This window comes from Curtobacterium flaccumfaciens, assembly GCF_051548005.1.
In the GTDB taxonomy this organism is placed as follows: Bacteria; Actinomycetota; Actinomycetes; order Actinomycetales; family Microbacteriaceae; genus Curtobacterium.
The window spans coordinates 1-2,700 of the sequence record NZ_JBPUGH010000238.1; the positions used below are offsets into that span (position 1 = coordinate 1).

Sequence of the window (2,700 nt, forward strand, 5' to 3'; positions counted from 1 at the left end):
CGCCTCCAGTCCGTTTGTCGGTCGCGTTCAGGGCGCGCCGCGGCTCAGTCGCGCGGCACGAGCCCGTCGATGGTCGCCAGCTCCTCGCCGGTGAGCGGCGCACCGTCGAGCGCCGCGAGCGTGTCGTCCAGCTGCCGGACGCTCGACGCCCCGACCAGCGCGGACGTGACGGCCGGCTGCCGGAGCACCCACGTGATCGCGAGCTGCGCGAGGGACTGCCCGCGTGCCGCCGCGATGTCGTTCAGCGCTCGCGCCGTCCGCAGGTAGTCGTCGTCGATCCGGTCCGCGCCGAACCAGCGTCCCTCGGCGGCTCGCGACCCGGCCGGCACCGACCCGTCGAGGTACCGGTCCGTCAAGAGGCCACCGGCCAGCGGGGAGAACACGATCGCCCCCGTGCCGATCCGGGTGAGCTCGTCGAAGAGCCCGCCCTCGGGCGTCCGGTCGAACATGCTGTAGCGCGGCTGGTGGATGAGCAGGTGGATGCCCTCCGCGGCGAGCGCCTCCGACGCGGCCCGGGTTTGGTCCGGGTCGTAGTTCGAGATGCCCGCGTACAGGGCCTTGCCGGAGCGGACCGCGGTGACGAGCGCGCTGACGGTCTCCTCGATCGGGGTCGACGGGTCCGGGCGGTGGGAGTAGAAGACGTCGACGTACTCGAGGCCCAGCCGGGTCAGCGACTGGTCGAGCGAGGCGAGCATGTACTTGCGCGAGCCCCAGTTGCCGTACGGCCCCGGCCACATGTCGTAGCCGGCCTTCGTCGAGACGACGAGCTCGTCGCGGTACGGCCGGAGGTCGGACGCGAGGACCCGGCCGAACTGCTCCTCGGCAGCGCCGGGCGGCGGCCCGTAGTTGTTCGCGAGGTCGAAGTGGGTGATCCCGCGGTCGAACGCGTGCAGCAGGATGTCGCGCTGCGTCGTCAGGGGGCGGTCGGTGCCGAAGTTGTTCCAGAGCCCGAGCGAGATGCGGGGCAGCAGGAGGCCGCTCCGCCCGACGCGCTCGTAGGGGAGCTGCTCGTAGCGGTCGTCGGCGGGACGGTGGGCGTCGTGCATCGTTGCTCGATCCGGGTCGGGAGGGCGGGGTGGGAGCGGCCGTCGGGCCGCCCTCGACGCTACCGCGGGACGACGGCGGGGTACGTCGCAGTCAGTCGCGCTGGCGGCGCTGCGGCAGCGACCAGGTGACGTCCTGGGTGGACCCGGGCGTCCCCGAGAACGTGAGGGCGGTCGGGCGGACGCCGCCGGTCGCGGACGCCGTCAGGCACACGTGCTGGACGAGCCCCGTGGAGTCGTCCTCGAAGGACTCCCGCTCCGGGTGACGGCAGTGCTGCAGGTCGTCCGGGACGCTGAGGGTGGAGAGGTCGTCGCGGTCCGCGTCCGACGTCTCCGCACGCATCCAGTGGTTCGGGTACCAGGACCCGGCGCCGTCGACGAGCACCCAGTCGTAGTCGACCCACCAGCCGACGGCGTCGTCGGACATCGACCCGCCGCTGAGGGACCGGACACCGGAGAAGTCGCCGGGCTCCCCCTCCGTGACCGCGGTGACCCGCAGTGCGACGATCCGGTCGCCGTCCGACGGGTCCGCGGCACGCACGATGCCCCAGTCGCCCGCGGCCACGGTCGTCCCGTCCGCGACCGGTTCGGCGCGCGCGAACGTCGCGGTCGCGGTGGCCTCGAGCGGGACGCCGCCGTTCGGCACGTCCGACTGCGAGGAGCACCCGGCGAGCGAGACGACCAGCGCGGCCGCCGTCCCCGCGACCACGAGCAGCCGTCGACCGATCCGTCGTTCCCCCATGCCGGGCAGCGTACCGGGCGCGCCCCGGGTCGGCGGCGCACCGCGAGCCCCGAGGGCCGGCAGCATGCAGGCAGCAGACCGACGTCCCAGCACCGAGGAGCCGCCCGTGCCGCAGCCGCCCCGGATGTCATACCGGGGTAGGGGACGGTCGACACCGCGGACGGATGGCAGCGCTGCGCCGCCTCCGTAGCGTCGTCCTCGTCGGCGAGCGCCGCCGGCGGAGGGAGGCCCCCGTGCTCGACCAGATCACACCGTTCGTCGTCGACCTGGCGGCGAGCCCGCTCGTCTACGTCGTGCTGTTCGCACTGTGCCTGCTCGACGGGTTCTTCCCGCCGGTGCCGAGCGAGACCGCCCTCGTCGCCGTGGCCGCCGTCGCCGCCACCTCGGGACAGCCGGTCCTGTTCGGCGTGCTCGCCGCGGCGGCCGCGGGTGCCGTCGCCGGTGACTCGATCGCGTACTGGATCGGCCGCCGCGTGGGACTCGCGCGGCTCGCGTCCTCTCGGCGGCCCCGCATCGCCGCGGCGTTCGCGTTCGCCGAGCGGCAGATGCAGCAGCGTCCCGCGAGCCTCATCCTCGTCGGCCGGTACATCCCGGTCGGCCGCGTCGCGGTGAACACGACCGCCGGCGCGACGAAGCTCCCCTACCGCCGGTTCCTCGGCATCAGCGCGGTCGCCGGCAGCCTCTGGGCCGCCACCTCGCTCGGCATCGCCCTCGCGACGTCGTCCGTGCTGCACGAGCCCGTGGTGGCGGCCATCGTGTCGATGGTCATCGCGGTGGTGCTGGGCATCGTGGTCGACCGCGTGATCGGTACGATCGGGCGCAGGCGCGAGGCCGCGGTGGCCCGACGCGCCGCCGACGACGGCGGTCCTCGCCACCCCGGCACCGCCGCCGGCCGCACCACCCGTACACCCGCTC

The 2,700-nt window shown here is 74.3% G+C and carries 3 protein-coding genes; 1 reads left to right on the forward strand and 2 read right to left on the reverse strand.

Annotated elements, in window-relative coordinates; all coding sequences use genetic code 11:
* Nucleotides 1-44: 44 nt before the first annotated feature.
* Together ACSW7Y_RS16875 and ACSW7Y_RS16880 are read right to left on the reverse strand one after the other, a co-directional pair.
* A complete protein-coding gene (locus ACSW7Y_RS16875) occupies nucleotides 45-1,046 on the reverse strand; it encodes an aldo/keto reductase (RefSeq protein ID WP_438127383.1) in 1,002 nt (333 codons plus the stop codon).
* Nucleotides 1,047-1,137: 91 nt separating this feature from the next.
* The gene (locus ACSW7Y_RS16880; protein ID WP_438127384.1) at nucleotides 1,138-1,785 is read right to left on the reverse strand and encodes a hypothetical protein; all 648 of its coding nucleotides are present in this window, start codon (nucleotides 1,783-1,785) and stop codon (nucleotides 1,138-1,140) included.
* Between the two features lie 233 nt (nucleotides 1,786-2,018).
* On the opposite strand from ACSW7Y_RS16880, the gene ACSW7Y_RS16885 reads away from it, so the two are divergent.
* The coding region (locus ACSW7Y_RS16885; protein WP_438127385.1) for a DedA family protein at nucleotides 2,019-2,700 on the forward strand (682 nt) is incomplete at its 3' end.